The organism is Ectobacillus sp. OTK, assembly GCF_059698935.1.
On the sequence record NZ_AP048547.1, the window covers coordinates 4,892,536 to 4,917,779 of the forward strand.

Consider the following 25,244-nt stretch of genomic DNA (forward strand, 5'->3'; position numbering starts at 1 on the left):
AGAAAGTATAAGCTTCCAGCTAGGAACCAATTCGACGCAGCAGGAAACTTTAGGAATAAAGTGCAAGTGCAGCTACGCCTCTGTCTTCGCCAATCGGCGAGTTTTCTTTATAAATATTTTTCAATTTCCTCATATACATCCTTCAAACGCGGATTTCCCTCTCCCACAATACAATCGTTTACAAGTACAACCGGGTAGAACAAATCTTCATCTATAATGCGCTGTGCAAACAATTGCTTGTGGAGCTCCTCCTGCTGTTCAAAAATATCGATATACTCAAACTGAAACAGCTGCTCCGGATACTTACGCCCGATTGCTGCCTGCAGCCATTCAAATGTCTCGAGCGATGAAGGCATGCCAACACAGCTGGCGCAAATAGCCTTCGCTCCATAAATGCTAATTTTCACCATACCCCAACCTCCTGACAAGCTAGCTTTTAAACGCATATACTATAGGAGCCGACTATGTCTGTCGGATCCTCATTGAAAGCTAAGAGATATCAATAGATTTTTCGCTTTATAATGATTATAATAAAAGGGAAGAAAGGAGTCGATAATAATGGCAAACGAAAACATGTTTGAAGAAGTTCAGGAAGTATTAGATAAATTGCGTCCATTCTTGCTTCGTGACGGCGGAGACGTAGAATTGGTTGACATTGAAGACGGTATTGTAAAATTACGTTTGATGGGCGCTTGCGGCAGCTGCCCGAGCTCTACTATCACGTTAAAAGCAGGCATTGAGCGTGCTCTTTTAGAAGAAGTTCCAGGTGTTGTAGAAGTAGAACAAGTATTTTAATACGAAAAGCGGAATCGGCCTAGTTGCTCCTGCAGTAAAATGTTCCTCCCCATCAAAGGCCCTTTTGCCTTTGCATGGAGAGGGTTATTCTACGGATGGGAGCTGGCCGATACAGCTAGACACTGCCCCTTGAGAAGATTCATACATTCTTTTCTTTTAAGAAAAGCTGCCGTTTGGAAACTGACTTGCTCAGGGCGGAGGCTTGTATATATGCAATTGAAAAGAGACCTTTTTGGAAAGGTCTCTTTTTTGTCACCTTTAGAACCGTCTTCAGAAGCGCTGCTTCATGCTGGGAGTCAGTCTTGGAGAAGAGAGAATAACTAAGATGATCATGCTGCAAATTTGAAACACATTCCCTGTTTATCGCTGCAGCCAGTCAATTTCTCGAATACCGAGCTTTTGAACAGGAAGACGAACCATTTTATAGAAGCCGCTTAGGAAGCGCTCGAACTCCCTTGAACGTTCTATCATCTGTTGGAGGTTCTCATAATACATACTTCGTACCTCCTCCTTGTTGGCTAAGTAATACCCTTCGACTGTTTCAAAATATTGCAGCGGACATAGGAGACGGGCAAATAGCATACGCCATCCAAAGGAAGAGAGCGGGCTCACGCTTTCATAATCGGTGAGAAACTGCAGAATCCGCTCCTCGGCACCATCCTGCTCCTCCATGTAGGTGCAGCGAATCCATTCTGCCAGGTCGCGGGTCGGATGATCGTATACCCATTCCATTGGAATTTTGATGCGCTTTGTTTTTTGCCACGTTTGTGGTGTAAAGCGCTGTTGGCAAATAGCTGCAGCATCGGCCAGCTTCGGTTCATCGTCTAATTCAGTATCTACAACGTACTGAATTGCATTTTCTGTTATCCCTAAGTAATACGGGAACGATTCAATAAATAATCGTTCAAATGGATCAGCAGGATGGGAGCCGGCTTTTCCTTGCCAAAACTTTTCGAGCTGATCAAGCCGCCTTTCCCAAAGTCCCTTCCATTCACCAATACGGGCCAATTCTGTAATCTCTTCGGGAAACAGCTTGCTGCGCTCATGAAATACTGCCAATTCCTTTCCCTCGCTCAAATCGGATATCTGCCGGTCCAGCTGTCGCATCGTTTTGAGCAGGCAATAGTTTTGGTTCTCGATCTCACTCACATAATAACCGTGTATAGTCGGGACAAAGGAGGCAACACTCAAATCTCCTTGCTCTGTCATATAATCACTCAATTTTTTCATCTCAACAAGCTCCTCTTCTTGAAACTTGCCGACAGGCACGAGGATGTACACCTTGTTGCGAATCCAAAAGCTTTTGTACGGTCCAAATGGGGCAAGCTGGCTAACGGTGATTTGATATTGATCGAACAGCTCTTGTATCATCTATTTCACCTCGTGTTTTTACTTCTATGTATATGAGCGCGTTCGATTGTTTTACCTATTTTTTCATAGGTGGTGTCTTTTCACATAATAAAGCGTCTTTACGTATAGAATATTAAAAAGAAAAGGTGATACGATGACTAAAGAAAAACAAATTGGAGAAAAAGCAATGGAGCTTTTGCAGCAGCGCGGGGTAACCATTGAGCATATCGCAGAGCTCGTTTATTTTCTACAAGAAAACTACCATCCAAATCTTACGATGGAAGAATGCCGCTATAACGTAGAACGTGTATTATCCAAGCGAGAGGTACAAAATGCGCTTGTCACCGGAATTCAGCTTGATATGCTAGCAGAAAAAGGCTTACTAGAGGAGCCCCTGCAAACCATTATAAAAAATGATGAAGGATTGTACGGAATCGATGAGGTTGTTGCTTTGTCCATCGTCAATGTATATGGCTCTATTGGATTTACAAATTTCGGATATGTAGACAAAGTAAAGCCGGGTATTTTAAAGATGTTGAATGATAAATCGAGCGGATATGTGCATACATTTCTAGACGATATTGTCGGCGCGATTGCCGCTGCAGCATCCAGCCGCCTTGCTCACCGCGCAGCACATGCAGAGTAGAAAAGCTAAATCCAAAACGTTATACTTTCTAATCTCACAAACAGCTGCGGGCATCTCTCACCCGCAGCTGTTTTACTTTATTTTAATAGTCCTAACATCTCAAGTCCATGCAAGATGCCATCATCCTGAACGTCTTTTGTAACATGCACGGCTGCCTTCTTTACCTCATCAGGGGCATTTCCCATTGCAACGCTGTTTCCTGCAAATCGCAGCATTTCAATATCATTTAATCCATCGCCAAACGCATACACCCGTTCCGCTGTGAAATCGAATGCTTCCATCACAGCTTGTATTCCTCTTGCCTTAGATCCTCCCGCAGGCAAAACATCCGTTGATAGCGGATGCCAGCGCACGAAGCGAAACTGTGCAAACGCATTTGCATATTGTGCTTCATCTTCATCCTTGCAAAATAACAAAGATTGATAGATTTCACGTTCCTCAAGATATTTAGGATTATGCGTTGGATAACGATCAATTTTTAACGTACCCATGCTTTCCTCCATGTAAGGATGGTTTTCAACCGTTGCCTTCATATCTTCATGATCCATATAGACTAGCGGATGATCATTTGCGGCAGCAGTATGGGTAAGAGCTGTTAATGTTTCTGTCGACAATGGGTTTTTATAAATGACTTGATTATTTGCGACTACATACTGCCCATTATAGCTTACATACGTATCAATCTCTAATTCCTTGCGAAGCTCTTCAAACATAAAAGGAGCACGCCCTGTAGCAATTGCAACCTCATGGCCTTGTTCCTTTAATGCTCCGATTGCCTGCTTCGTAGAGAGCGGCAATTGCTTATCATGATCTAAAAGCGTACCGTCTATGTCAAAGAAAATCAGTTGTCGTTTCATCATATCTCCCGCCCCTATGAATCGTATTCTTACAAAAGTAAGTAAATTACTTTGTTTCCCCTCACCATTATATAAGAAATCGATTCCAAAATCTAGGCTGTACCTTTTTGCGGAAGATACTATAATTTCTCCAGCCACTCTGTTAATGAATGGATGGCATATGTTGGCTGTGTTTCATACCCACGCAGCTTCTCGACAGTCGTAACTCCTGTATGTACAAGCAGCGTGTCCAGTCCAGCGTTGATACCCGCCATAATATCAGTATCGTAGTTGTCACCGACCATAATTGTTTCTTCCTTTGGTGTACCTATTACCTTTAACGCTTGCTCTGTAATAATGGACTCAGGCTTGCCGATAAAAATAGGCTTCGTCTCTGTTGAAACAGCAACAACAGAGGTAAGAGAGCCGTTGCCCGGCATCATGCCGCGTTCTGTCGGCAACGCAATATCTCCGTTTGTCGAGATAAAGGTTGCACCGTTACGCACAGCTAGGCATGCTTTCGCAAGCTTCTCATATGTAATATCGCGATCGATGCCCATCACCACAAAATCTGGATTGCTATCGTCAAAGGTAAAGCCTTTCTCTACAAGAGCCGCATGTAATCCCTCTTCGCCAATCATATAAATTGACGCATCAGGCTTTTGTTCATAAATAAAGTTTGCTGTTGCCTGACTTGTTGTAAATACTTGTTCCGGTGCCGCCGGAATATCGAGGCTCATCAGCTTATCCGCCACCTGCTCTGGCTTACGTGATGAGTTATTTGTAACAAATAAGTATGGAATACCCTTCTCCTGCAAAGCTTTCACAAAGTCGCTTGCTTCTTCAATCTTTTCTTCTCCTTTATACATTGTACCGTCCAGATCAATTAAATAGCCTTTATATGCTTTCATATTCTCCCTCTCCTTTACAATAAGAATCCCTTTTAGCTTAAATCCGCTTGTATGTGAAAAGAAAACTCGCCGATTGGCGAGCCGTTAGGCGAAGACAGAAGCGTAGCTGCACTTATACTTTGTTCCTAAAATTTCCGACTACGTCGAATTCGCTTCTAAGCTGGAGATTTACCCTTCCTTAAGCTGCAAAGAAAAAACGCTTCGGTGCAAAGCGTTTCACTACTTGGATGCAATTTCGTATAAACAAGAGTATGATCCGTCCTAGCCTCTCCCTTCTTTCTTCCTATAGGTTTGTAAACGCTGACACAGGACCAAGCTCTTGCTCGAGATAACGACGCACACGGGAAGGATACGCCTCAATTACAGCGCGGTTTTCCTGCAGGGTTGATACCACTTGTTTATGCTGCACGCTCACATAATCCTGCACAATCATCTTTCGAAGACGGACAACTTCCTTTAAGCTCTCTCCCTCTTTTGACTGTACGACCTTTTCATCCACTAAAATATCGATAATATCCTCATAGCTGCCTGGGTCTCTCATAATAAAGCCATCAATCATTGCATTCCCGACATCTAGAATGCAATCAATAACAAGATGTGCCATCCGTTCTAGGGCATATTGATCTGTCTGCTGTACGTACTCTTCCTTGGCAGAAAAAACAGTCATTACCTGCTCAAGACATTGCAGAGTTTGTTCAATTTTTTTCCGATCTACAAAATACATGTTTGTCACCCTTTACCTTTCACTTAAAAAAGTGCACTCTTTTAGAAAATATTCACTTTCATTGTATCTTTTTATACAGGAAAAATCGATGTTTTTTCAAATTCAACTTTTCTTCTCACTCTGTTATAGTTAGTTATAGGGGGGCATGTGTCAATTTATTTAGGAGTGGAGATGACAAGCAACGTCTCCATAACAAAAATAGTACATTTCAATCCAGCTCTTCATAAACCTAAATTATAAACCGCGCTTAGAGTAAGCCGGTAAAAAGGAGTTAAAAACATATGTCAGAACGTTTTTTTCTATATGATGATACCGTAACGACGCAAACGCGCTTTGTTAGTTTTATGGGGGAAAGCGAGCGCTACGATTTAGCATTAGTTATATCTGACCGTTATTATGGTAAGGTATTGGTTCTAGACATTTTGCGAAACAGATTTGCCATTATCGGCCGAGATGATCTAGACGAACCTGGATACTTAGAATATGCATACGGTCTTGATGAAGAAGGGGCAGAGGAACTCCGTTCATTTTTATATGAAGTCATTATGTAACCGTTTTAGCAAGAAAAGCAGACGCGGTCCGTCCTGCTCCCAAAGGAGACAGTTCTCCGCCCATTGAGGCGCTTTTTGCCCCAATAGGCAGAGTTCTTTCCCTACAGCAAACGGGTCATGGGAGCAGGGCGGCGTCCCCGCAAAAAGTTATACTTTCTGATCTAAGAAAAGCAGACAGACACGCTATCATCTTCTCATCTAACATGCGTGCCCTTGTTTCCATGAAGCTTGGGCGCACACTTCTATTTCTTCTCTCCCAGCCCTTTAAAACCCCTTAATAAGATATCCTCTCCAAAGAAAAAACGTACAGATCGCAGATCCGTACGCCCTACTTCTTTATTTTCTTCAAGACAAAGTACGCACAGCCAAAATTACAAAACTCATACAAGTACTCAGACAATGTGCTAATTCTCGTATCGTATGTTGCGCGCTGGCTGCTGTCTTCAAAAAACCCGCGCAGCCTCAGCTGATTATAGCCCCAATCACCAACAATATAATCGTATTTATTTAAAATTTCAGCATAGCGTTCTTTAAACGCCTGTTCATTAAAGCCTTCCCGATGCTCGTCCATCAGTTCATAGGAAATGTTATTGATGGTGACCGTTTTCGTTACCTCTTCCTTTTGTTCCATCGTGTTTCCTTTCCTTTCTGCACGTAATTATCCTAATCGTATCATAAAGAGTGACAGCCAACAATTTCTAATCTGAAAAAGGCGTTACTGACAAATGATAAGTCTAAGGAGGTGAAAGTAATGAAGAAGATATTGCTAACAACCGTTGCCGCCCTTTCTCTCTTAACAGCATGCCAAACACGGGATACAGCTGAAGTGGGAGAAGGAGGTGATGCACTCCAGCAGGAAGAAGGCGGGCGTGTACTTCTATCCAATAAGGGAAATGGAAACAGTATGTACAGACATGGATCTGACACAAGCCATATGCGGTATGCAACGACAAATATGGGCTATTCACGCAGACAAAAAAATGACACTACAGATCGCGACCGCAATCAGGTTGCCTATATTGACAGAGAAACTCTCGCCAATATTATTACCGATCTAGAAATTAAGATGCCAGATGTAACAGATGCAGCAACGATGGTAACGGATGATGAAGTATTTGTTGTCTACCGGGCGAACACAACCAATCCAAAGCTCGTTCAAGATCAAGTCCGCAGAACTGCACTTTCCGTCGTACCGCGCTACTATCATGTGTATACATCCACGGAGCAGAAACTGATGACGCAAATGGAAGGCTTAAAATCCGGAAGAATGAACAATACAGAATTCGCCCAAACAATTGATATGTTGAAGCAAGAAATGAGCACTAAGCCACATTTGAACAATCAGCGTGATGATTCACTGCAAAATATGAAGAAATAGTACAAGCAGCTGAATGTTCAGCTGCTTGTTTTCCTCTTTAAGACGAGCGATTCCGCTTTCATATTTATTGAGCCTGTGCGCTATTTTCCTGTGCAGATTTTACTTGCTCATCTGCATGGTAAGACGAACGAACAAGCGGGCCTGCTTCACAATGGCTAAAGCCTTTGGATAGTGCGATTTCCTTTAGCTCTGCAAATTCAGCTGGAGACCAGTATTTTACAACCGGTAAATGCTTTTTAGTAGGCTGCAAATATTGTCCAAGGGTAACGATATCAACATTATTAGCGCGTAAATCGTCCAATGCCTCCACAATTTCTTCCTTCGTTTCCCCAAGACCAATCATGATACTTGATTTTGTTGGAATATCAGGCTGCATTTCCTTCGCACGGCGCAAAAACTCAAGAGAACGGTCATATTTTGCCCGTGCACGAACACGATCAGATAAGCGGCGTACCGTCTCAATGTTATGATTGAGAATATCAGGGCGCGCATCCATTAACATTCTTAAATTTTCCTCTACACCGCCCATATCAGAAGGCAGGACTTCAATAGAGGTAAATGGATTTTTACGGCGTACTGCGCGAACTGTTTCCGCAAACACAGCCGCTCCCCCGTCTTTCAAATCATCTCGAGCAACTGCCGTAATTACAACGTGCTTTAGATTCATTTGGAACACAGAATCTGCTACACGTTCCGGCTCCTGGAGATCCAGTTCTGTCGGTAAACCTGTTTTGACTGCGCAGAAACGGCAGGCACGTGTACAAATATCGCCAAGAATCATAAATGTTGCCGTTCTTCTTACCGCCCAACACTCATGAATGTTCGGGCATTTTGCCTCTTCGCAAACCGTGTGCAAATTTTCCGAGCGCATCATTTTCTTTAAGCTCGTATAATTTTCATTGGTATTTAATTTAATTTTTAACCATTCCGGCTTGCGCACATGTTCTGTTTTATTTGTCATTATCATCACTCCACTTTTTCCGCATACTTCAAAGTCCCATATCTATTCTAAAGGAATTCTGCAAAATGCTCAAACATTGCGTGTCATTACCATTAATTTACCATTATGAAATACCGTGTATATCCCAAACTATAAAGAGTAACGGCTGGAAAGGAGCTTATACCCGTGTATAGAAAACTCTTCCTTCTCATGAGTATTAGTTTGCTTCTCTTTCAAGGAAAAGTATACGGAGAAGCAGATAAAGAGAAGATTTACAAAAAACGAATGGCTTTATATAAGGAAATGGAAACTGTCACGTTTATTCCGTGGTATTACTACGCAGCAGTCGATCAATACGAACGCAGCGTTCGATCTGTACGCCGTGATATTCCTAAAAAGCAAAACGGTGTCATCTCTATTTATTTCAAACCGGAAATGTGGGCTGGCCCTAGCAATCCAAACCAGGGGGACAGCAATCCCTATACAATTGGGCTATTTGGAGGAATGGGACTAGACGGTGACGGGGATGGCTCTGCTGACCAAAATAATGACAGGGATGTACTGTATACGATGGCTACAGTGCTCAGCCATTTCGGTACAGACCGTGACCACTTAAAAATTGCGCTTTGGGAGTACTACAAACGCGCCAAAACAGTTGAAATTATTTTAGGGTACGCCCGTATCTATGATCATTACGGACGTTTACAAATTGAAGGAAATGCCTTTCCTGTACCGGTTCGAAGCAACCATAGCTACCGAAGTACCTTTGGTGACAAACGAAGCTTCGGCGGACGACGCATGCATGAAGGGACAGATATCTTCGCGGCTCACGGTGTTCCTGTTCGCGCAACATGCTATGGCATTATAGAATTAAAGGGCTGGAACCGTCTAGGCGGCTGGCGCATTGGGATTCGCGACTTAAACAACAACTATCATTATTACGCCCACCTAGGAGGTTTTGCAAAGAACGTAGCAGTTGGACAAATTGTCGAGCCGGGTATGGTAATTGGCTTTGTCGGCAACACAGGCTACGGGCCTCCAGGAACAGCTGGAAAATTCCCGCCCCATCTCCACTATGGAGCATATAAAGATAACGGCTATACGGAATGGGCGTACGATCCTTACTATCAACTTAGCTTTTGGGAGCGCCAGGAATGGCAAATGCTTAAGAAGAAAAGATAAATCAAGCTGTAAAAGCAATAAAGAGGTATATGATCAAAAATGCCATATACCTCTTTTTACAGCAAAGTGAAAAGAAAAGCTGCTTTCCTCTGCCAAAGAATCAATTTCCCCCGCTATGTATAAGGGAAGGATTTAGTTTATTTCTGAAAGAAGTCCCCTTCCTTAGCTCTGTGAAGGGCAATCCACAGAATAGTTTACTAATTAATTATGAATTCTTTTCCTTTAAAGAGGGAAGTGCCGGGCTTGCACCATTTGCTCCTCCGTTGTGATAATAGCTTGGAACATCTCCCTGGATGATCTTGATCATGAGCGGAATATCCGTTTTTACCTTCGTTTCCTTCGTCTCAAACGGAATAATGACCTTCAGCATCACTTCTACCTCCATGACGACCTGCACCATGGCATTATTAATCCCATACGGCTTAACTTGCTCCTTTACCTTTGCGCTTACATCTCCGATTGTTGTAAAGCTAACAGGAATTTCGGGGCCAATATTTCCAAGAATAGCGTTTTTCGTTACCTGTCCAAGCGGTACCGTAAATAAGATGCCCTCATCAGCTAAACTTTTGGCCAAATTAACCTTCGCCGTCTCTTTAATACCTAATTTCTCTATATTTCCCTTTTCTGCTTCATGCAAATACTGTTCCATAGTAGTTGTCGTAGACGTCACGATGGAGCTCACCATTTGTGCGTCAACGTCGACGGACGATACATTGCCATCGTTATCCATCTTCACCTTTACAAGCTTTTCTGTATTTAATCCCTCTGATACCTTATCTTCCACAGCTTTTGTAATAATAACGGTAGCAAGCCGCTTCGTCTGTACTTCCGCATAAGATATGAGCGTCGGTTCAATGCTTTTATTTACAATCCATAGTCCTTGAACGGTCAGTACGAGAAAAATGAAAAACGAAATCATTAGCACATACCGAAATGGGAGCGGACCGCGGCGAAGCCTGAAGCTGCGTCGTATTCTGCGCATAAAAAATCCCTCCTTCCTAACCATATGTATGCAGGAAGAAAGGACAATATCTGTTAAATCATTTTTAGCATCGCATCGCGCCCAATTGTGCCGACTGTAATGCCAAGCTTCTCCGCTTCGTACGTGACAGATTCTAAAGGTGCTTCAAGGAGCTGCTCAATCGTGCGTACGCCAACTGCACGCCCCGCAATAATGCCGCGATCACGCAGCTTTTCATTCAATAAAGCAACATCGAGCGCACCGCACATAATGTAGCCTTTCTCGCTCATAACTGCCAGCAGATTTGTTTTCGGGAGCTGCACGCTTACTGCCAAAAAGATATGATTGTTGATGACAATTGGCTCTAATGTAACCACTGCTTCTCACACTCCTCTCCTTTTATCTGTATGAAAGGAGGAAGTAGATGTTACAATTTCGTTAAGGTGTCCTGTAATACATCCCGCAGCAATTCCGGCATAAAATACTTTTTCTCGGCTGCATTTGCAAGCTCCGGATAAATGTATCCAAATGTAAACATATCAAGCGTGCCAACGGAGTACATCCGCTCCGGCTCGAGCGGCTGCCCATTCACCAGCACCTCTTTTAGCAGCAGCTTATTCCCCGGAATGTCATCAGGAGTCACTTCAAGACCAGAATAAATCATTTTCCCCATCACTTTTCCGCGAAAGCCAAGACCTTTAATTTCCAGCTGTTCCGTTTGCGGCCTGCGTGCTTTAATAATGACATCCCGCAGTATTTTTCCTGTAATAAGCAAACGGCACGGGTTAATGGGATGAGGACAAATACGGTGAATATCCCGACGCGTAATATGTCCCTGCGGAAGTGAATCCAGAAGCACCCCTGCGTTCAGCATGCCAATTTCAGCATCACACCATTCCTTTAAAGAGTCCGCGAGCATTTTATTAAATGCCGTTTCCTCATACCAATGTGCATATAGTGTTTCTCTTAATTCGACAACAGGCTCATTCATCAACTGCTCACTTTCCTCCTGCAGTATCCGCATGCTATGATCCGTCCCTGCATATCCGCCGAGAAGCTTCGAGGAAATCACACGCGCCTGCTTACTCGTGAGCTTATTCTCCGTAAATTGCAGCTTTACATGGCCCACATACTGTCCCCATTTTCCAGTACAACAAAGAAGCGTATTGTTCACAAACAGTCCCGTTTCAAACAAGTGATGCGTATGCGCGCCAAGAATAACATCTATATCATAATGCTCCGCGATATACTCATCCTCATTGCGGCCAAGGTGAGATAAAAGAATAATAGCATCTGCCTGATGCCGAATCTCCGCCAATACCTCCTCCAACGCCTCGTATGGGTCGCCGATTTTCCATCCAAGCTGCGAATAGAATGCTTCATATGCAACAGTAAGGCCAAAAAACGCAATGACAGCTCCGTTTGGCAATGTGTAAAGATCATACAGCTTTGTCCAGCTCGGGCGACTTCCGTTCTCTTCAAATAAATTTGCAAGCAGCACTTGGAACTTTGCGTCTTCATACAGTTCATCCAGCTGCTTTTTAGAGAGCGTAATGCCTTCATTATTTCCGATTGTCACATAATCGTACCCGGCTTCGTTTAACAGCTTCACATTCCCTTTACCAGCCGTTGCTTCGGAAATAACATGAAACCGATCAATATGATCACCAATATCTAATATAAAAGCAGCTTCCCCCTGCTGCTTATGCCTTTGCTTTTCCTGCCGGACAAACCGGGAAATAGAACTCCATTCTTCAAAATGACTATGTAAATCATTTGTATGGTATAAATGAACGACTGTTTCATGGTCTTGTTTCAGAAAACAACACTCCTCTCTCCGTTTGTCCATCTTCTTTATCCCACTTGCGTACAATATAGAAGGCAACGGCAACTGTACAAGTCCCTTATTTTAAATTATGTTATTTCAAGGAGAAAAATCAATAAAAAGAACGGGTTTCCAAAAGAGATTTTTTCTCAAAAAAGCGGGCATAGCCCGATTAGCTTGCGAGGGGACAGCTCTCTTATAAAGGAAGGTACAGCCCGGCGGTAAGGGTACATGTATATTCAAATGAAACAGGCTTTAGGAACCTTCCCTAAAGCCTGTTGATGTGTTTCACTATAAAATCAATCTAATTCAGACAACGATAGTCTTAGCCGATAGAACCTTCCATCTCAAACTTAATAAGGCGGTTCATTTCAACTGCATATTCCATTGGAAGCTCACGTGTAAATGGCTCGATGAAGCCCATAACGATCATTTCTGTTGCTTCCTGCTCGGAAATACCGCGGCTCATGAGATAGAACAATTGCTCTTCAGATACTTTCGATACCTTCGCTTCGTGCTCAAGCGAGATATTATCGTTTAAAATCTCGTTGTATGGAATTGTATCCGACGTCGATTGATTATCCATAATGAGCGTGTCGCATTCGATATTTGAGCGGGAGCCTGCCGCTTTACGTCCAAAGTGAACGATACCGCGGTATGTTACTTTTCCGCCATGCTTCGAGATGGACTTAGATACGATTGTTGAGGATGTATTTGGTGCTAAGTGAATCATCTTTGCACCCGCATCCTGATGCTGACCCTTACCAGCAATTGCGATAGAAAGTGTCAGACCGCGCGCACCTTCTCCCTTTAGGATAACCGCAGGATATTTCATTGTCAGCTTCGAGCCAATGTTGCCATCAATCCATTCCATTGTCGCATTTGCTTCACAAACTGTACGCTTCGTTACAAGGTTGTAAACATTGTTTGCCCAGTTCTGAATTGTTGTATAACGGCAATAGCCGCCTTTTTTCACGATAATTTCTACAACAGCGCTGTGAAGCGAGTTAGTTGTATAAACAGGAGCTGTACAGCCCTCTACATAATGAACATGTGCATCTTCATCTACGATGATTAATGTCCGCTCAAATTGTCCCATGTTTTCAGAGTTAATACGGAAGTACGCTTGTAAAGGCGTATCAACCTTTACTCCTTTTGGAACATAGATAAAGGAGCCGCCTGACCAAACTGCAGAGTTTAATGCTGCAAATTTGTTGTCAGTTGGAGGAACAACCTTTCCAAAATGCTCGCGGAAAATATCCTCATTCTCTCTTAAGGCGCTATCTGTATCTTTAAATACAATTCCAAGCTCTTCAAGGTCTTCCTTCATGTTATGGTATACAACCTCAGACTCGTATTGAGCCGATACACCTGCAAGATATTTTTGCTCCGCTTCTGGAATACCAAGCTTATCAAAGGTTGCTTTAATTTCATCCGGTACTTCATCCCAAGACTTCTCGGACTTCTCAGACGGTTTTACGTAATACGTAATTTCGTCGAAGTTTAAGTCGTTTAAATCTCCGCCCCACTGAGGCATTGGCATGTTATAGAAATGGTCAAGCGATTTTAAACGGAAGTCAAGCATCCATTGCGGCTCGCCCTTCATACGGGAGATCTCTTCTACAATTTCCTTCGTTAATCCGCGCTTAGAACGGAAAATTGATACGTCTTTATCTTTAAATCCATATTTATAATCGCCGATATCCGGCATTTGCTTCGCCATTTTATTTTCCCTCCTTAATATCCCGGGGAGCATTAGTTATGATCGTGCAGTCCCTTCTCCATCGCCTTCCATGCGAGAGTGGCACACTTAATGCGCGCCGGGAATTTCGAAACGCCCTGAAGCGCCTCGATATCTCCTAAGTCTACACTATCATCATATTCTTTTCCTTGCATCATGTTGGAAAAAATTGTCGATAGCTTCAGTGCTTCTTCTACTTTCTTTCCCTTCACTGCCTGCGTCATCATTGATGCGGATGACATCGAGATGGAACATCCTTCTCCCTCAAACTTCGCATCCTGTACGATGCCGTCCTCAATCTTCATTGTCAGCTGAATGCGGTCACCGCAGGTCGGATTATTTAAATCTACCGTTACACTATCATCACCTAAAACACCTCGGTTGCGAGGTTTTTTATAGTGATCCATTATCACTTGACGGTATAATGCATCGAGATTATTAGAAGACATTTGTGAAATACTCCTTCGTCTTAATTAGCCCTTCAACAAATGCGTCCACTTCTTCTTCTGTATTATATAGATAAAAGCTTGCCCGTGCTGTTGCGGACACCTTCAACCATCTCATGAGCGGCTGAGCGCAATGATGTCCAGCACGAACTGCAATTCCTTCTACATCTAGAACAGTCGCAACATCATGCGGATGCACATCATCGATATTAAATGTGATCAAACCAGCACGATGCTTTGGTCCATAAATTGTCACGCCATCGACTCCTGATAAGCGCTCCATTGCGTACTGTACCAATTTGTGCTCGTGGGCTTCAATGTTTTCAAGACCGAGATCTTCCAGGAAGTCAATCGCTGCACCAAGTCCGATAGCGCCACCGATAATTGGTGTGCCTGCTTCATGCTTCCACGGAAGCTCCTTCCATGTTGATTCGTATAAATCTACAAAATCAATCATTTCACCGCCAAACTCTGCCGGCTCCATATTCTCTAAAATGTGCTTTTTGCCGTACAATACGCCTACGCCAGTAGGACCGCACATCTTATGACTCGACAATACATAAAAATCACAGTCCAAATCCTGCACATCCACCTTCATATGCGGTGTGCTTTGCGCTCCATCTACTACCATAATCGCACCATTGCGATGCGCAATTTCAGCGATTTCTTTGATCGGATTAATGGTGCCAAGCACATTGGAGACATACATAACAGATACAATTTTCGTGCTCGGCGTAACTATTTTCTCCACATCTTCAAGAGAAATTGTACCGTCTTCTTGAAGCGGGATATATTTTAACGTTGCGCCTTTTTTCTTTGCTACCTGCTGCCACGGGATAATATTAGCATGGTGCTCCATGTACGTTATGACGATTTCATCACCAGCACCGACATGCTCCATACCATAGCTGCTTGCAATCATGTTTAGCGCTGTTGTCGTTCCGCGCGTAAACACAATCTCTTGCATCGAACGTGCATTAATAAACTTTCGAACCTTCTCGCGTGCGCCTTCATATGCATCAGTTGCTTGCGTGCCAAGCGTATGAACGCCGCGGTGTACGTTTGAATTATATTCTTTATAGTAACGATCTAGTGTCTCAATAACAGAGAGCGGCTTTTGTGAAGTTGCGGCATTATCCAAATACACAAGCTGTTTGCCGTTCACCTGCTGATGAAGAATCGGGAACTGTTGGCGTATTGCTTGAATATCCATTAGCGAACTTTCCTTTCAATGACCTCAACAAGCTGTGCCTTTACGCCTTCAATTGGAAGCTCATTCACAACTGGTCCCAAGAAACCATGAATCACAAGACGTTCAGCCTCTTTTTTAGGAATACCACGGCTCATTAGGTAGTACAGCTGCATTGGATCCACGCGTCCTACAGAGGCTGCGTGTCCTGCCATTACATCATCTTCATCGATTAACAAGATCGGGTTTGCATCGCCGCGCGCTTTTTCGCTTAACATCAGCACGCGGGAAGTTTGTTGCGCATCTGATTTAGAAGCGCCGTGCTCGATCTTACCGATACCGTTGAAAACGGATGTTGCTGCATCCTTTTGTACACCGTGCTTTAAGATATTACCTGCGGAGTTTTTGCCAAAATGCACCACGCTTGTTGTGAAGTTTTGGATTTGCTCGCCGCGCCCAACTGTTACTGTTTTCGTATCGCCAACAGAGCCGTCACCCATTAGATTTGTAATATTTTCAGAAATTGTATTTCCGTCGTTCATTAAGCCAAGTGCCCACTCTAAACGCGCATCACGCCCAACTGTACCGCGGCGGTTTACGTAGGTTGTAATTCCTTTAGAAAGAAGATCAACTGCACCAAATTTCACTTGTGCACCTTGTTCAGCAATTACTTCGGCGATGATGTTCGCAACACCCGTTGTATTTTCATTTGCCACATAGTTTTCTACGTACGTTACAGAGCTGTTTTCATCTGCCACAACAAGAACGTGGTTATAAAGATTGGATTCTTCACTATCTACGACAAATACAGCCTGAAGCGGAGCTTCAAGTACAACATTTTTTGGAACGTATACAAACGCACCGCCATTGATTAAAGCTGCATGAAGGGCTGTTAAGCGATGCTCATCGACTTTAACTCCCTTTGTCATCAAATACTTTTGCACTAAATCGCCGTGCTCGCGAGCCGCCGTTACGATATCAGTGAAAATAACACCTTTTGCTTTTGCTTCTTCAGATAATACAACGAAAGCTGGCGTGCCGCTGCGCTGTACAAGCACGTTTTTCTCTTCTTCTGTATTGAAAAGCTTTTTTACGTCCTCTGGAAGCTCTTCAAGGGAGCTTACAGCCTCTTGCTTTGCCACACGTCCCGTACCGATGAAATCCCATTTAGCGATACTCGTTTTGTCTGGCTTTGGCATTGGAAGTGCATCCGCTTTGGCAAGGGCTTGTAAGCGAAGCTCCGTCAACCATGCAGGCTCTCCGCTTGCCAATTGACGAACATAGTCTTGATCGAATGGTAGTGTACCGATTGTCATGATTATCCTCCTATCCGCTTACGCTTCTTGCTCTGCTTCGTCTTCGATGCCGAGTTCCTTTTTAATCCAATCATAGCCTTCTGCTTCTAGACGTTGTGCCAACTCAGGACCACCGGATTTCACAACGCGGCCGTTCATCATAACGTGTACAAAGTCAGGTGTGATGTAGTTAAGAAGTCGTTGATAGTGCGTAATAATTAAGCAGCCGAAGTCTTCGCCGCGCATTTCGTTTACGCCTTTTGATACAACCTTTAATGCATCGATATCCAATCCAGAGTCGATTTCATCTAAGATAGCAATTTTCGGTTGAAGCATCATTAATTGAAGAATTTCATTACGCTTCTTTTCGCCGCCAGAGAAGCCTTCGTTTAAATAACGCTGCGCCATTGCAGAATCCATTTCTAAGAAGTCCATGTTTTTATCCAATGTACGGATGAACTTCATTAAAGAAATTTCATCTCCTTCTTCACGACGTGCGTTCATTGCAGAACGCAAGAAGTCTGCGTTTGTTACACCGCTAATTTCGCTAGGATACTGCATTGCTAGGAACAGACCTGCGCGAGCGCGCTCATCAACTTCCATTTCTAATACATCTTCGCCGTCAAGCGTGATGCTTCCGCTTGTTACTTCATATTTCGGATGACCCATAATTGCAGAAGATAACGTCGATTTACCCGTTCCGTTCGGGCCCATGATTGCATGGATTTCTCCGCCCTTCACTTCGATATTTACACCTTTTAGAATTTCTTTTTCATCAATGGATACATGTAGATCCTTAATTGTTAAAGTTGAACCAGCCATCACAATACCTCCAGTTTGTTTCTATATAGAAGAAAAATTGTTGTAGAACTTTCACATTCTCATTCTATTCTCATTCTTATTTTATATCAATTAAAAACATATATCAAACAGAAGAAAATTTTCAGAACTTTCTAACTTAACGATACCTTAACTGCTTTGCACTGTTTTATCATTTGCATTTTTTTGTATTTTACACTGCAATCGAAAACACTGTATGTATCATGCCCTTGCTTCGAACTTTGACCTATCTGCCGCCTGCTCGCTAACGCTCCTTTCCCTCAAGGGACCTCCTTCGGTCGAAGGAAAGGGTATTCTCTCCTATTTTTTGAGAAAACGGACCCGAGCACCATTATACTCTATATCCTCCCCAAAAACAGCAATCTGCTTATTCAAATCCCTATGTAAAAAAGCAGGGAGCTATATTAAAAGCAATTAAAAAGACAGAGGCATGGTTGCCCTGATACTTTATCCCTGAAATTTCCCAATACATTGAATGAGCTTCCAGCTGGAAATTTATACTTCCAATCATGAACAAAACCCCTGCGATTCCCGCAGGGGTTTTGTTCATGATTGGAAGCCCTTGGAATCCTCACGGGCTTCCAATTGTTTATTTACTTGTAGCAGGGATAACAGCACCTTGGTATTTTTCTTTAATAAAATCTTGTATTTCCTTAGATTGCAGTACTTCCACTAATGCTTGCAGTTCTTTACGATTTTCATCACCCTTGCGGACAACTACTAAGTTGGAAGGAACAACATCACTTCCTTCGAACGCAATGCCGTATTTTTTAATATCTACTTTTCCTTCAAGCGCGTAGTTTGTGTTGATTACCACCGCATCTCCTTCCCCATTTTTAAAGGAAGTAGCAAGAAGCTTTGCTTCAATCAATGTTGAAAAGTCTAATTTCTTTGGATTTTCTACGATATCTTCCACGCGTGCGTTTGCACCAACGCCCTCTTTCAGCTTAATTAACCCAGCTTTTTCAAAAATCGGAAGAATACGCCCATGATCACTAAACGAGTTACTCATGATAATCTTCGCGCCTTCTGGAAGATCCGCTAAACTTTTGTACTTTTGAGAATAAATCCCAATTGGCTCTTTATGAACTTCACCAATGCTCACAAAGTCATAACCCTTTTTCTCCATCTCTAAATCTAAATACCCTGGAGTTTGGAAGTAGTTCGCATCAATATCTTTTTCCTTTAAGGCAACGTTTGGTAAAACATAGTCCTGAAACACCTTAACTTCAAGGTCAATTCCTTTTTCTGCAAGCAATGGCTTTGCTTCTTCCAAAATTTCAGCATGTGGAACAGCGGACGCTCCCACAACTAGTTTTGTTTTTCCATCAGCTGTCTTTTCATTTTCTTTCGCAGTGTCTGCTCCGCCGCAAGCCGCTAAAGCAAGAACAAAAACAGCTGCAATGAGACTAAGTAGTCTTTTCATTCTAGATTCCTCCCTAATTACCTTTTATCTAATTTCTTAGTAAAATAATCTCCAATAAATTGGATAATAAACACAAGAATTAAAATAGCTACCGTAGCAACAAATGTTAACAACGGGTTGCTGCCTTGAAACCCTTCTAAATATGCGAAGTTCCCAAGTCCCCCAGCTCCGATAACCCCTGCCATAGCTGTATAGCTAACAAGAGCAATGGCCGTAACTGTAATTCCCGAAACCAAGGCCGGCAATGATTCTGGTATAAGCACCTTAAAAATAATTTGTCCATTAGAAGCTCCCATAGCATAGGAGGCCTCTATAACCCCTTTATCAATTTCACGGAGCGCAATTTCAACCATGCGGGCATAAAACGGTGCGGCACCAATGATTAAAGCAGGTAAAGCTGCATTGGCCCCCAAAATACTTCCTACAATCAATTTAGTAAAAGGAATAAGCAATACAATCAATATAATGAATGGGATTGAACGAAATACGTTTACAAACAACCCAATAATCGTATTAACAGCCTTGTTTTCCCACATATTTCCTTTAGCAGTTAAAAACAAAAGCAATCCTAGCGCCAGCCCTAAAATAAATGTGGCTGCGACTGAAATAGCTGTCATATAAATCGTTTCTTGCGTCGCATCGATTAATTTTTCCAATTTAATTAGCTCTAACCACTCATTTTGCATATTCGACCACCTCAACTTCTACCATCTTATCTTGAATAAAAGCAATGGCCCTTGCAATCTCCTCATTCTTGCCCTGAAGCTGAACAAACAATGTCCCATAGGAGCCTTTTTGCGTTTGGGAAATTTTCCCTTGCAAAATATTAACATCCAGTTCGAAATGACGAACCAAATCCGTAATAAGAGGCTTCTCCGCAGCATCACCAACAAACGTTAACTTAATAATCTGCCCATCTGGATACTGATGCAGCAATTGTTCAATTGTTTCTCTCGCTTCATCCGGTTCAGTGACTTGTTGCACAAACTTTTTTGTAGTTACATGTTTAGGATGCTTGAATACCTCAAGAACTTCTCCCTGTTCCACGATGTTCCCGCTCTCGATAACAGCCACTCGATGACAAATTTTGCGAATTACATGCATCTCATGGGTAATCAGCACTATTGTCAAGCCGAGCCTTTCATTAATGTCCACTAACAAATCCAAAATAGCATCTGTCGTTTGCGGATCAAGAGCAGATGTTGCTTCATCACAAAGCAAAACCTTTGGATTATTTGCCAAGGCTCTAGCAATTCCAACACGTTGCTTCTGTCCCCCGCTTAACTGGGACGGATACGCATCCTCTCTTCCTTCTAACCCAACAAGACGAATTAGTTCATCAACGCGATTTTGGCGCTCTTCCTTGGACACCCCTGCAATTTCTAATGGAAATGCAATATTTTCACGAACCGTTCTTGACCATAGAAGATTAAAGTGTTGGAAAATCATCCCGATTTCTTGACGGGCCTTGCGCAGCTCCTTGCCTTGAATCGCAGAAATTAGACGTCCTGCTACTGTAATACGGCCGGAAGTCGGCTTCTCCAGCTGATTTAGCATACGTAGTAACGAACTTTTTCCTGCTCCGCTATATCCGATAATGCCAAAGATTTCCCCTTGGCGAATTTCTAAATTTGCATCATGAACAGCAGTAACTGTTCCGCTTTTCGAACGATAGATCTTCTGAACGTTCTCTAGTAGAATCAATATCTTCTCACCTCTTCATTCAGTCGTTATCCTACAGAAAAAAAACCTTTCCGCTCCAGATGAGCAGAAAGGTTTTCGAACAATCGTCGCGTATCCTTCCCTCTCATCTCTCAAAGCATTCGCTTCGCAGGAATTGGCACCATTTCAACACATGTTGACGGTTGCCGGGCTTCATTGGGCTCAGTCCCTCCACCTCTCTTGATAAGAGCACATCAGACATAAATAATCTGATTTGTTTTTTTATCACATGATTGTCATTCTATCAATCTCGCATATTTATGTCAATGATAATGATTTATTATTTTTAGAAAACTTCAAAACAAATTATTCCACGATGCCAATAGGTTTTCGTCTTAAAAAATACAGAAAATTTACTATTTTTAAAACTTTTCAAAAATATGAATAAACAATAAAAAAAGAGAGCATTTACGCTCCCTTTTCTAATGGCTTGCATATATGAAACAGCGACTCTGCTAGTAAAAGTGTTCGATATGATCCCATATACTCTGTTCCCTTCCACCTTAATAGCAGCTGCAGCCGAACAAGACCATTTACTAAGCTATGCAAGTCCTCTTCTTTCCGAAATGTAATCGTGTCTGTTCCGTTCAATCCTTCCGACAATGTGATTTCATGGCGTGACATTTTTAAAGAGCAGCTTTCTCCCCTAAACCGAAAACAAATGACCTTTTCCTCCAAAGGCAGAAGCGGCTCTAAATGATATTGTGTGCTTGCGTAATCCGCAAATGACTGCAACAATGCTTGCAACGTCATTTCCATCACTCCTCGCGAACAGGTTCTGTATATATTTTCCATCCGTTCGCGAAACAACCCTTTAATAACAGCTCGACATTTTCTTCTTATTTCTTAGGAAATATGTCGAGTTTTTGCAATTCATTGTAAATAAAGTCTACTGACTGAAACGCATAGATTTGTTTTTTTACAATGCCGTGCTTGAAAACAAGCAGGCACGGCACGCTCTCAATTTCATACCGCTCCGCTAAATAAGGAGCATAATTGAGGTTGACTGCGCCAACTGTAGTATCAAGCGCCGCCTCTACAACCGTTAACATTCTCTTCGCAAGCTGGCATGTTCCGCACATAGGCGTTTGCACATAAAGGACGGTTGCTTCCCCATTTCGAATTTCGTATTCTGCCTCTTCTCCTGTCCACTCGACCATTCGCGTCATCCTTACTTTAAAAATTCTGCATACACATCTATATCCGCTCCAAGCAACACGCTTGCAAGGTGCTGTACTGGTGCTGTTGCTACTTCTCGGTACGTACGGTCAATATACAAATGCTCTGCGTGAGGAAATTCACGTTTAAATTGCCTGCGCAGCTTCTCACCTGCTTCATCCGCATCAACCAGTATGTACACCTCTTTATCATAAAGCTTGTCAACAAATTCGTCCATTTTAGATGAACTAATCGTGCCATTCGTGCATACGATTTCTACAGGCTCCTTAATAAGATTTGCAATTTTCTTTTTATCGGATCTTCCCTCAACAATTATCACTTTTTCCATTTCCGTCATTGTGCATCACCTGACTAATGTGGACTATGATACAAACTTAATATATAGTATATTCTTTCTTTTCGTCTTGTTTCCTGTTTTATCGAAACCGACTGTACGCAAATATTGTCATTTTTGTAAGAAAAGCGGACACGGTCCGCCTTTGCTCCTGCTAAGGGCACTCCGTACATAAGGCGCTTTTGCGGAAGGAACCTAGACAGCACCCCAAAAGTTATAAATTCTGATCTTTATAAAAGCAAGAAGGAGACGGTTTTCCCGCCTCCTCATTTCTCACCCTTGATTCGTCATTTCCTCATATTGCTCAGCAGTTAATAAGCTATCAAGCTCACCTGCATCCGAAAGCTCAACAACAAGCATCCATGCCCCTTCGTATGGAGATTCATTCACAAGCTCAGGGCTGTCACTTAAGTTTCCATTCACTTCCACAACCTTACCGCTAACAGGAGCATAAAGCTCAGAAACTGTTTTCACGGATTCTACGCTGCCAAACGGCTCATTTGCCTTTAATACAGCACCAACCTCCGGAAGCTCTACAAATACGATATCACCAAGCTCATGCTGCGCAAATTCAGTAATGCCGACAGTCACACGACTCCCGTCTACCTTCACCCACTCATGCTCTTCGGAATAACGCAACTCTTTAGGAATGTTCATTTTTGTCCCCTCCACTTTGTATCAATTATGTAAATGCCCAATCGGCATTACAGCCATTCTCGCTCGAACTGCTCTTCGTTAAAGCCAACTGTTGCCTTGCTGCCATTTGTCACAATGGGACGCTTGAGCAGCATGCCATCAGATGCAAGCAGGTCTAGCATTTCTTCTTCGCTTGCCGTCTTTAATGTATCCTTTAAGCCAAGCTCACGATACTTCATGCCGCTCGTATTGAACAGCTTCTTCAAATCAAGGCCGCTCGCCTTATGCAGCTTACGCACCTCTTCCTTAGACGGCGGATTTTCTACAATATGTATCATGCTGTAGGGAACATTATGCCCTTCAAGCCATTTTTTTGCCTTTTGGCATGTTCCGCATTTTGGATAAGAATAAAATGTCAATGTCATACCTATCACCTGCCCTTTACTCTCCCTATTGTAGCATAGGCGGGGATTTTTTTCCTAATTTGCTCACCTATTGCAAGCTTTATACTATTTCGCTGTCTGTTATTCTTATCCTGCAAGGTTTTCTTACTTGCTATACAAAAGGATGCACACCCTCACATATTTTAAAGAAAACTCGCGATTGGCGAGCCGTTAGGCGAAGAAAGAGGCGTAGCTGCACTTACACTTTATTCCTAAAGTTTCCTACTACGTCGAATGAGTTCCTAGCTGGAAACTTATACTTTCTTAAAAGTGCAAAACATTCCCCCCTCTCTATATTGGCACACAATTTGCATATATAAAAAGTGAATACAGTTAGAATAGGGGGAATGAAAATGGCTTATGCAACAAAAATGATTTATGCCGCACCAGGCGAACAGGATGCAAAAATTTCATTTAAAAACCGATATGACAATTTTATCGGGGGCAAATGGACCGCTCCTGTTGACGGACAATACTTTGATGTAATCTCTCCGGTAACTGGACGAGTGTTTTGCCAAGTGGCACGTTCACAGGCCGAGGATGTGGAATTGGCACTTGACGCTGCACATGCCGCAAAAGACAAATGGGGCAGAATGCCGGCTGCAGATCGAGCTAACATTTTAAACAAAATCGCGGACCGTATAGAGCAAAATTTAGAAATGCTGGCTGTTGCTGAAACTTGGGATAACGGAAAACCAGTCCGTGAAACGCTTAATGCCGATCTTCCGCTAGCTATTGATCATTTCCGCTATTTCGCGGGCTGCATCCGCGGACAAGAGGGCACAATTGGCGAGGTTGACCAAGATACTATTGCTTACCATTTTCATGAGCCGCTCGGCGTTGTTGGTCAAATTATCCCTTGGAACTTCCCGCTTCTTATGGCAACGTGGAAGCTCGCTCCCGCTCTTGCAGCCGGGAACTGTGTTGTATTAAAACCAGCGGAGCAGACACCTGTCAGCATTATGGTATTAATAGAGCTTATTGCCGATTTGCTTCCGGATGGTGTCGTGAATGTCGTAAATGGTTTCGGTCTTGAAGCCGGTAAGCCGCTTGCTTCTAGCAATCGCATCGCGAAGATCGCATTTACGGGGGAAACGACAACAGGTCGTCTTATCATGCAATATGCATCTCAAAACCTTATTCCTGTTACGCTTGAATTAGGCGGAAAATCGCCAAATATTTTCTTTGAGGATGTGCTTGATGCAGATGATGACTTCTTTGATAAAGCGATTGAAGGCTTCGTATTGTTCGCATTAAACCAAGGAGAGGTTTGTACATGCCCTTCCCGCGCGCTCATCCAGGAATCCATTTATGACCGCTTTATGGAGCGTGCGCTGCAGCGTGTAAATGCCATTAGGCAGGGCAACCCGCTTGACCCTGACACAATGATTGGCGCACAAGCCTCAGCTGAGCAGCTTGAAAAGATTCTTTCTTATATCGATATTGGTAAGCAAGAAGGTGCACAACTTCTTACAGGCGGCGAACGCAATATATTAGACGGCGACCTTGAGAACGGCTATTATGTAAAGCCGACTGTATTTAAAGGTCACAATAAAATGCGCATTTTCCAAGAAGAAATTTTCGGTCCCGTTGTTTCTGTTACAACGTTTAAAACGCCGGAGGAGGCGCTCCAAATCGCCAATGACACACTTTACGGCTTAGGTGCAGGCGTTTGGACACGCGATATTAACACAGCATACCGCTTCGGCAGGGCAATTGAGGCAGGACGCGTTTGGACGAACTGCTATCACTCCTACCCGGCTCATGCTGCATTCGGCGGATATAAAATGTCAGGCATCGGCCGCGAAACACATAAAATGATGCTCAGCCACTACCAGCAAACGAAGAATATGCTTGTAAGCTACAGCCCGAAAAAATTAGGATTCTTTTAAGA

The 25,244-nt window shown here is 42.9% G+C and carries 29 protein-coding genes and 1 riboswitch; of the genes, 6 read left to right on the forward strand and 23 right to left on the reverse strand.

The window, feature by feature from the left end; all coding sequences use genetic code 11:
• Positions 1-107 precede the first annotated feature (107 nt).
• Entirely contained in the window at positions 108-410 is a 303-nt protein-coding gene (locus AC6HZ4_RS24325; RefSeq protein ID WP_497492413.1) for a YuzD family protein, read from the reverse strand.
• Positions 411-558: 148 nt separating this feature from the next.
• On the opposite strand from AC6HZ4_RS24325, the gene AC6HZ4_RS24330 reads away from it, so the two are divergent.
• Positions 559-795 (forward strand): NifU family protein, encoded by a 237-nt coding sequence (locus AC6HZ4_RS24330; protein WP_497492414.1) that lies wholly within the window; start codon positions 559-561, stop codon positions 793-795.
• 360 nt (positions 796-1,155) lie between these two features.
• On the opposite strand, the gene yutH is transcribed toward AC6HZ4_RS24330, so the two are convergent.
• The gene (gene yutH / locus AC6HZ4_RS24335) at positions 1,156-2,166 is read right to left on the reverse strand and encodes a spore coat putative kinase YutH (protein ID WP_497492415.1); all 1,011 of its coding nucleotides are present in this window, start codon (positions 2,164-2,166) and stop codon (positions 1,156-1,158) included.
• Between the two features lie 133 nt (positions 2,167-2,299).
• Between yutH and AC6HZ4_RS24340 the strand changes: the two genes are divergently transcribed.
• Positions 2,300-2,791, forward strand: coding sequence for a phosphatidylglycerophosphatase A family protein (locus AC6HZ4_RS24340; RefSeq protein WP_497492416.1), 492 nt, complete (start codon positions 2,300-2,302; stop codon positions 2,789-2,791).
• Between the two features lie 77 nt (positions 2,792-2,868).
• Here the strand turns inward: AC6HZ4_RS24340 and AC6HZ4_RS24345 are convergent, their stop codons facing one another.
• From AC6HZ4_RS24345 to AC6HZ4_RS24355, 3 genes are all read right to left on the reverse strand, one after another.
• On the reverse strand, positions 2,869-3,651 hold the full coding sequence (locus AC6HZ4_RS24345; protein ID WP_497492417.1) for a Cof-type HAD-IIB family hydrolase: 783 nt from the start codon (positions 3,649-3,651) through the stop codon (positions 2,869-2,871).
• 116 nt (positions 3,652-3,767) lie between these two features.
• Entirely contained in the window at positions 3,768-4,538 is a 771-nt protein-coding gene (locus AC6HZ4_RS24350) for a TIGR01457 family HAD-type hydrolase (RefSeq protein WP_497492418.1), read from the reverse strand.
• Positions 4,539-4,821: 283 nt separating this feature from the next.
• On the reverse strand, positions 4,822-5,262 hold the full coding sequence (locus AC6HZ4_RS24355) for a DUF86 domain-containing protein (RefSeq protein ID WP_497492419.1): 441 nt from the start codon (positions 5,260-5,262) through the stop codon (positions 4,822-4,824).
• 281 nt (positions 5,263-5,543) lie between these two features.
• Between AC6HZ4_RS24355 and AC6HZ4_RS24360 the strand changes: the two genes are divergently transcribed.
• Entirely contained in the window at positions 5,544-5,813 is a 270-nt protein-coding gene (locus tag AC6HZ4_RS24360) for a DUF3055 domain-containing protein (protein ID WP_497492420.1), read from the forward strand.
• A gap of 328 nt (positions 5,814-6,141) precedes the next feature.
• Here AC6HZ4_RS24360 and AC6HZ4_RS24365 read toward each other — a convergent pair whose 3' ends face one another.
• Positions 6,142-6,444 carry a YutD family protein gene (locus AC6HZ4_RS24365; protein WP_497492422.1) on the reverse strand — a complete coding sequence of 101 codons (303 nt, stop codon included), beginning with the start codon at positions 6,442-6,444 and terminating at the stop codon, positions 6,142-6,144.
• Between the two features lie 120 nt (positions 6,445-6,564).
• On the opposite strand from AC6HZ4_RS24365, the gene AC6HZ4_RS24370 reads away from it, so the two are divergent.
• Positions 6,565-7,191: a YhcN/YlaJ family sporulation lipoprotein gene (locus tag AC6HZ4_RS24370; RefSeq protein WP_497492423.1), complete on the forward strand. Its 627-nt coding sequence runs from the start codon at positions 6,565-6,567 to the stop codon at positions 7,189-7,191.
• A gap of 64 nt (positions 7,192-7,255) precedes the next feature.
• Here the strand turns inward: AC6HZ4_RS24370 and lipA are convergent, their stop codons facing one another.
• Positions 7,256-8,152, reverse strand: a complete 897-nt coding sequence (lipA, locus tag AC6HZ4_RS24375; RefSeq protein WP_497492424.1) for a lipoyl synthase — start codon at positions 8,150-8,152, stop codon at positions 7,256-7,258.
• Between the two features lie 165 nt (positions 8,153-8,317).
• On the opposite strand from lipA, the gene AC6HZ4_RS24380 reads away from it, so the two are divergent.
• Positions 8,318-9,313: a M23 family metallopeptidase gene (locus tag AC6HZ4_RS24380; RefSeq protein WP_497492425.1), complete on the forward strand. Its 996-nt coding sequence runs from the start codon at positions 8,318-8,320 to the stop codon at positions 9,311-9,313.
• 205 nt (positions 9,314-9,518) lie between these two features.
• Here the strand turns inward: AC6HZ4_RS24380 and yunB are convergent, their stop codons facing one another.
• The 16 genes from yunB to AC6HZ4_RS24460 form a co-directional block, all read right to left on the reverse strand.
• Complete coding sequence (gene yunB, locus AC6HZ4_RS24385) at positions 9,519-10,295, reverse strand: sporulation protein YunB (RefSeq protein ID WP_497492426.1); 777 nt, start codon at positions 10,293-10,295, stop codon at positions 9,519-9,521.
• A 53-nt stretch (positions 10,296-10,348) separates the two neighbouring features.
• Entirely contained in the window at positions 10,349-10,651 is a 303-nt protein-coding gene (locus AC6HZ4_RS24390) for a YunC family protein (protein ID WP_497492427.1), read from the reverse strand.
• A 50-nt stretch (positions 10,652-10,701) separates the two neighbouring features.
• Positions 10,702-12,123 (reverse strand): bifunctional metallophosphatase/5'-nucleotidase, encoded by a 1,422-nt coding sequence (locus AC6HZ4_RS24395; protein WP_497492428.1) that lies wholly within the window; start codon positions 12,121-12,123, stop codon positions 10,702-10,704.
• 301 nt (positions 12,124-12,424) lie between these two features.
• Entirely contained in the window at positions 12,425-13,822 is a 1,398-nt protein-coding gene (gene sufB, locus AC6HZ4_RS24400; RefSeq protein ID WP_497492429.1) for a Fe-S cluster assembly protein SufB, read from the reverse strand.
• A 32-nt stretch (positions 13,823-13,854) separates the two neighbouring features.
• Positions 13,855-14,289, reverse strand: coding sequence for a Fe-S cluster assembly sulfur transfer protein SufU (gene sufU, locus AC6HZ4_RS24405; protein ID WP_497492431.1), 435 nt, complete (start codon positions 14,287-14,289; stop codon positions 13,855-13,857).
• On the reverse strand, positions 14,279-15,499 hold the full coding sequence (locus tag AC6HZ4_RS24410; protein ID WP_497492432.1) for a cysteine desulfurase: 1,221 nt from the start codon (positions 15,497-15,499) through the stop codon (positions 14,279-14,281). Before AC6HZ4_RS24410 ends, sufU begins: the two co-directional genes overlap by 11 nt.
• Positions 15,499-16,791 carry a Fe-S cluster assembly protein SufD gene (gene sufD, locus AC6HZ4_RS24415; protein WP_497492434.1) on the reverse strand — a complete coding sequence of 431 codons (1,293 nt, stop codon included), beginning with the start codon at positions 16,789-16,791 and terminating at the stop codon, positions 15,499-15,501. Before sufD ends, AC6HZ4_RS24410 begins: the two co-directional genes overlap by 1 nt.
• An 18-nt stretch (positions 16,792-16,809) precedes the next feature.
• A complete protein-coding gene (sufC, locus tag AC6HZ4_RS24420) occupies positions 16,810-17,592 on the reverse strand; it encodes a Fe-S cluster assembly ATPase SufC (protein ID WP_497492435.1) in 783 nt (260 codons plus the stop codon).
• A 607-nt stretch (positions 17,593-18,199) separates the two neighbouring features.
• Positions 18,200-19,036 (reverse strand): MetQ/NlpA family ABC transporter substrate-binding protein, encoded by an 837-nt coding sequence (locus AC6HZ4_RS24425; RefSeq protein WP_497492436.1) that lies wholly within the window; start codon positions 19,034-19,036, stop codon positions 18,200-18,202.
• 17 nt (positions 19,037-19,053) lie between these two features.
• Positions 19,054-19,722: a methionine ABC transporter permease gene (locus AC6HZ4_RS24430; protein WP_497492438.1), complete on the reverse strand. Its 669-nt coding sequence runs from the start codon at positions 19,720-19,722 to the stop codon at positions 19,054-19,056.
• Complete coding sequence (locus AC6HZ4_RS24435) at positions 19,712-20,740, reverse strand: methionine ABC transporter ATP-binding protein (protein WP_497492440.1); 1,029 nt, start codon at positions 20,738-20,740, stop codon at positions 19,712-19,714. The genes AC6HZ4_RS24430 and AC6HZ4_RS24435 overlap by 11 nt, the downstream gene beginning before the upstream one ends.
• A 100-nt stretch (positions 20,741-20,840) precedes the next feature.
• Positions 20,841-20,948, reverse strand: a riboswitch (SAM riboswitch).
• A gap of 218 nt (positions 20,949-21,166) precedes the next feature.
• Complete coding sequence (locus AC6HZ4_RS24440) at positions 21,167-21,511, reverse strand: hypothetical protein (protein WP_497492442.1); 345 nt, start codon at positions 21,509-21,511, stop codon at positions 21,167-21,169.
• Between the two features lie 86 nt (positions 21,512-21,597).
• A complete protein-coding gene (locus AC6HZ4_RS24445) occupies positions 21,598-21,918 on the reverse strand; it encodes a thioredoxin family protein (RefSeq protein WP_497492444.1) in 321 nt (106 codons plus the stop codon).
• A gap of 11 nt (positions 21,919-21,929) precedes the next feature.
• Positions 21,930-22,274, reverse strand: coding sequence for a toprim domain-containing protein (locus AC6HZ4_RS24450; protein WP_497492447.1), 345 nt, complete (start codon positions 22,272-22,274; stop codon positions 21,930-21,932).
• A gap of 270 nt (positions 22,275-22,544) precedes the next feature.
• The gene (gcvH, locus tag AC6HZ4_RS24455; RefSeq protein ID WP_497492449.1) at positions 22,545-22,928 is read right to left on the reverse strand and encodes a glycine cleavage system protein GcvH; all 384 of its coding nucleotides are present in this window, start codon (positions 22,926-22,928) and stop codon (positions 22,545-22,547) included.
• Between the two features lie 47 nt (positions 22,929-22,975).
• Positions 22,976-23,332, reverse strand: coding sequence for an arsenate reductase family protein (locus AC6HZ4_RS24460; RefSeq protein WP_497492451.1), 357 nt, complete (start codon positions 23,330-23,332; stop codon positions 22,976-22,978).
• A 389-nt stretch (positions 23,333-23,721) separates the two neighbouring features.
• Between AC6HZ4_RS24460 and adh the strand changes: the two genes are divergently transcribed.
• Positions 23,722-25,242: an aldehyde dehydrogenase gene (gene adh, locus AC6HZ4_RS24465; RefSeq protein WP_497495832.1), complete on the forward strand. Its 1,521-nt coding sequence runs from the start codon at positions 23,722-23,724 to the stop codon at positions 25,240-25,242.
• Positions 25,243-25,244 lie beyond the last annotated feature (2 nt).

Bases quoted from the DNA above. Each gene is read 5' to 3' on its own strand.
- AC6HZ4_RS24325 (WP_497492413.1), bottom strand. From the start codon at position 410: ATGGTGAAAATTAGCATTTATGGAGCGAAGGCTATTTGCGCCAGCTGT.
- AC6HZ4_RS24330 (WP_497492414.1), top strand. From the start codon at position 559: ATGGCAAACGAAAACATGTTTGAAGAAGTTCAGGAAGTATTAGATAAA.
- yutH (WP_497492415.1), bottom strand. From the start codon at position 2,166: ATGATACAAGAGCTGTTCGATCAATATCAAATCACCGTTAGCCAGCTT.
- AC6HZ4_RS24340 (WP_497492416.1), top strand. From the start codon at position 2,300: ATGACTAAAGAAAAACAAATTGGAGAAAAAGCAATGGAGCTTTTGCAG.
- AC6HZ4_RS24345 (WP_497492417.1), bottom strand. From the start codon at position 3,651: ATGATGAAACGACAACTGATTTTCTTTGACATAGACGGTACGCTTTTA.
- AC6HZ4_RS24350 (WP_497492418.1), bottom strand. From the start codon at position 4,538: ATGAAAGCATATAAAGGCTATTTAATTGATCTGGACGGTACAATGTAT.
- AC6HZ4_RS24355 (WP_497492419.1), bottom strand. From the start codon at position 5,262: ATGTATTTTGTAGATCGGAAAAAAATTGAACAAACTCTGCAATGTCTT.
- AC6HZ4_RS24360 (WP_497492420.1), top strand. From the start codon at position 5,544: ATGTCAGAACGTTTTTTTCTATATGATGATACCGTAACGACGCAAACG.
- AC6HZ4_RS24365 (WP_497492422.1), bottom strand. From the start codon at position 6,444: ATGGAACAAAAGGAAGAGGTAACGAAAACGGTCACCATCAATAACATT.
- AC6HZ4_RS24370 (WP_497492423.1), top strand. From the start codon at position 6,565: ATGAAGAAGATATTGCTAACAACCGTTGCCGCCCTTTCTCTCTTAACA.
- lipA (WP_497492424.1), bottom strand. From the start codon at position 8,152: ATGACAAATAAAACAGAACATGTGCGCAAGCCGGAATGGTTAAAAATT.
- yunB (WP_497492426.1), bottom strand. From the start codon at position 10,295: ATGCGCAGAATACGACGCAGCTTCAGGCTTCGCCGCGGTCCGCTCCCA.
- AC6HZ4_RS24395 (WP_497492428.1), bottom strand. From the start codon at position 12,123: ATGGACAAACGGAGAGAGGAGTGTTGTTTTCTGAAACAAGACCATGAA.
- sufB (WP_497492429.1), bottom strand. From the start codon at position 13,822: ATGGCGAAGCAAATGCCGGATATCGGCGATTATAAATATGGATTTAAA.
- sufU (WP_497492431.1), bottom strand. From the start codon at position 14,289: ATGTCTTCTAATAATCTCGATGCATTATACCGTCAAGTGATAATGGAT.
- AC6HZ4_RS24410 (WP_497492432.1), bottom strand. From the start codon at position 15,499: ATGGATATTCAAGCAATACGCCAACAGTTCCCGATTCTTCATCAGCAG.
- sufD (WP_497492434.1), bottom strand. From the start codon at position 16,791: ATGACAATCGGTACACTACCATTCGATCAAGACTATGTTCGTCAATTG.
- sufC (WP_497492435.1), bottom strand. From the start codon at position 17,592: ATGGCTGGTTCAACTTTAACAATTAAGGATCTACATGTATCCATTGAT.
- AC6HZ4_RS24425 (WP_497492436.1), bottom strand. From the start codon at position 19,036: ATGAAAAGACTACTTAGTCTCATTGCAGCTGTTTTTGTTCTTGCTTTA.
- AC6HZ4_RS24430 (WP_497492438.1), bottom strand. From the start codon at position 19,722: ATGCAAAATGAGTGGTTAGAGCTAATTAAATTGGAAAAATTAATCGAT.
- AC6HZ4_RS24440 (WP_497492442.1), bottom strand. From the start codon at position 21,511: ATGACGTTGCAAGCATTGTTGCAGTCATTTGCGGATTACGCAAGCACA.
- AC6HZ4_RS24445 (WP_497492444.1), bottom strand. From the start codon at position 21,918: ATGGTCGAGTGGACAGGAGAAGAGGCAGAATACGAAATTCGAAATGGG.
- AC6HZ4_RS24450 (WP_497492447.1), bottom strand. From the start codon at position 22,274: ATGACGGAAATGGAAAAAGTGATAATTGTTGAGGGAAGATCCGATAAA.
- gcvH (WP_497492449.1), bottom strand. From the start codon at position 22,928: ATGAACATTCCTAAAGAGTTGCGTTATTCCGAAGAGCATGAGTGGGTG.
- AC6HZ4_RS24460 (WP_497492451.1), bottom strand. From the start codon at position 23,332: ATGACATTGACATTTTATTCTTATCCAAAATGCGGAACATGCCAAAAG.
- adh (WP_497495832.1), top strand. From the start codon at position 23,722: ATGATTTATGCCGCACCAGGCGAACAGGATGCAAAAATTTCATTTAAA.